Genomic DNA, 2,683 nt, shown 5'->3' on the forward strand with positions numbered 1-2,683 from the left:
AAAGCCGAAGAGCGTTCCATTTCTTCGGTTCTTTTTATATATTCCTCGAATGGTCTCCATGCCCTTAATCGTGGAAGAGGCTGTACGGAGACTTTGATAAAATTTATTTCGTCGTTTAAAAGGTCGATGATCTTGTTCTATTAAATTGTTAAGATACTTCACAGTTCGGTGCTCTGTCTTAGGATATAAACCCACACTCTGTAACTTTCTAAAGGCGGAGCCAAGAGAAGGTGCTTTATCGGTCACAATTGCTTTCGGCTCACCAAACTGTTTATGGAGTCGTTTTAAGAAAGCATAGGCTGCTTGCGTATCCCGTTTCTTTCGTAACCAGATATCTAAGGTTAAGCCGTCCGCATCAATTGCACGATAAAGATAATGCCAACGTCCCTTAATTTTGATATAGGTTTCGTCCATTTTCCATGAATAGAAGGATTGTCTATTTTTCTTCTTCCAAAGATAATAGAGGACTTTGCTGTACTCTTGCACCCAACGATAAATCGTAGTATGACAAACATTTATTCCACGATCATATAACAATTCCTGAACTTCACGATAGCTTAGATTGTAACGCAGGTAGTAACCAACAGCGACAATAATGACGTCTTTTTTGAATTGTTTGCCTTTAAAATGATTCATTACTCTGTCCTCTCTGTCTTTTTTCTCAATTTTACACTAAAATAGATTTTTTGGAAAACTTTGCAACAGAACCTATTGGAGAATTCAAGGAAATCACAAAGAATTACGTCGATTGGTTTAACAATCGACGAATATCACAGAAAACAAAAGGCATGACTCCCTGCGAATACAGGGAACATGCCTTAGCAGTTTAAAAATATTCAATTTTGTCTTGCACTTTACGGCTCATGCTGTTTTAGACTCTTTTTTATGCAATTTTGTCTTAGTTTTTAATAATTTAATGCGCTTTAAAGTAGTTTTTTATGATTTGCTTTTTATTAATTTGCTGGCTTTAATGAAATCTCGTTGTATCCAGAATGAGATTAGCAGTGCCAATAGATCAATCAAAATAAAGGCAGCTAATGTCAAAGTATAATTGTGGAACAGTTGATGTGTTAATGATAATAGTAATGGTCCAACAACTCCGGCAGCAGCCCATGCTGTCAGTACATATCCATGAACAGCTCCTAATTCTTTAGTACCAAAGACATCACCTAAGTAGGCTGGGATGACAGAAAAGCCTGCTCCATAACAAGACATCAACAAGCATAATGCAATGACAAATAGGAGCGGTAATTTGAAGATGAGCATGGCTGAAAGCATTACAATATCGAGAATAAAAATGGTACTGAAAGTAGCAGGGCGCCCGATATAATCAGACAAAGTTGCCCATATCAAACGTCCAAAGCCATTGAAAAGGCCTATGATTCCAACCATAATTGCGGCTGTTTGGACAGACATGCCGGTCATACTTTGAGCCATGGGGGATGCAGCTGAGACAAGGCCGATCCCGCATGTAATATTGATAAATAACATTATCCAAAGAAAAGTGAAGGATTTAGTTTTGAGGGCTTGGTTAGCTGTTAGCTCCGGTCCTCGGGTTAGACGTGTTCCCTTTTTTTGAGAAATGCTATTTTCAGTAGTGCTTGATAGTGCCAGATTTGGACGAACAATAAACTGTGCAGCGAGCAGCATAATAACAAAATAAAATGTTCCTAAGAGATAGAATGTTTGTTCAAGACCAACACTAGCCATTAGCTGTTGAGCAACAGGACCAGTCAGCATTGCTGCAAAACCAAATCCCATAATAGCTAACCCCGTTGCTAAACCGCGTTTGTCTGGAAACCATTTAATAATTGTTGATACAGGGGTAACGTATCCTGCTCCCAGTCCTAAGCCGCCTATGACACCATATGAGAGATATAATAGCCAAATTGAATTTTGATGGATAGCCCAACCAGTCATAATGGTTCCAGTTCCGTAAAGAAAGCTAGCAATAGTTCCCGTTAGTCTAGGGCCTATTTTTTCAACGACTTTGCCCATAAAGGCGGCTGACATTCCCAAGAAGAAAATAGCGATACTAAATGCAAGAGCGACTGAGGATTCTGCCCAACCATTTTGTTTTGCAATTGGATTAGTAAAAACACTCCAAGCATAAACGGAACCAATCATTAAATGAAACATGACACCTGCAAACGCAACAACATAGCGATTTGTTTTCAATACCTATTCCTCCATTTTTGATAGTATACGAATAAGTATACGAATAATTTAAACGTTGTTAACAACCATTGTTGTCATATAATAATAATATCACATTGATTATCACATTTAAACAATTAAATTTTAGTATAAGACGAATTTTAACGTTGGCTAATGAAAAGTACATTTAAGTTAGCTATAGTACTGGGAAAAAACAAATTACGGTTGCTGTTTTTGAACAAATAAAAAAGCACAGGGAACCTAAAGTGCTCCATAATTGTTAGACAAGAAATCTAACAGTTATGGAGCACTTTAAAAGTTATGCTTATTTTGGTTCTGTTGCGAAGTTTGAAAATCAAACGCGCCCGCTCTGAACTCCAAATATCTTAGGCTGGTATTCCCATTAATACCTTGATTTCAGTAGACACCGAAAAGCCGAAGAGCGTTCCATTTCTTCGGTTCTTTTTATATATTCCTCGAATGGTCTCCATGCCCTTAATCGTGGAAGAGGCTGTACGGAGACTTT

Annotated in this window: 3 protein-coding genes and 1 pseudogene; 1 reads left to right on the forward strand and 3 read right to left on the reverse strand. The window is 37.8% G+C overall.

The annotated features are described in order from the left end of the window. The coding region (locus AB0I81_RS63860) for an IS6-like element ISS1N family transposase (protein ID WP_360680641.1) at window positions 1-636 on the reverse strand (636 nt) is incomplete at its 3' end. A gap of 50 nt (window positions 637-686) precedes the next feature. On the opposite strand from AB0I81_RS63860, the gene AB0I81_RS63865 reads away from it, so the two are divergent. After that, the gene (locus AB0I81_RS63865; protein ID WP_101812836.1) at window positions 687-830 is read left to right on the forward strand and encodes an IS3 family transposase; all 144 of its coding nucleotides are present in this window, start codon (window positions 687-689) and stop codon (window positions 828-830) included. Window positions 831-936: 106 nt separating this feature from the next. Here the strand turns inward: AB0I81_RS63865 and AB0I81_RS63870 are convergent, their stop codons facing one another. Together AB0I81_RS63870 and AB0I81_RS63875 are read right to left on the reverse strand one after the other, a co-directional pair. Then, window positions 937-2,178 carry an OFA family MFS transporter gene (locus AB0I81_RS63870; protein ID WP_356489087.1) on the reverse strand — a complete coding sequence of 414 codons (1,242 nt, stop codon included), beginning with the start codon at window positions 2,176-2,178 and terminating at the stop codon, window positions 937-939. Window positions 2,179-2,543: 365 nt separating this feature from the next. Then, a pseudogene (locus AB0I81_RS63875) lies at window positions 2,544-2,683 on the reverse strand (IS6 family transposase); the annotation flags it as partial.

The sequence above is a fragment of the Nonomuraea sp. NPDC050404 genome, from assembly GCF_040655495.1.
In the GTDB taxonomy this organism is placed as follows: domain Bacteria; phylum Actinomycetota; class Actinomycetes; order Streptosporangiales; family Streptosporangiaceae; genus Nonomuraea.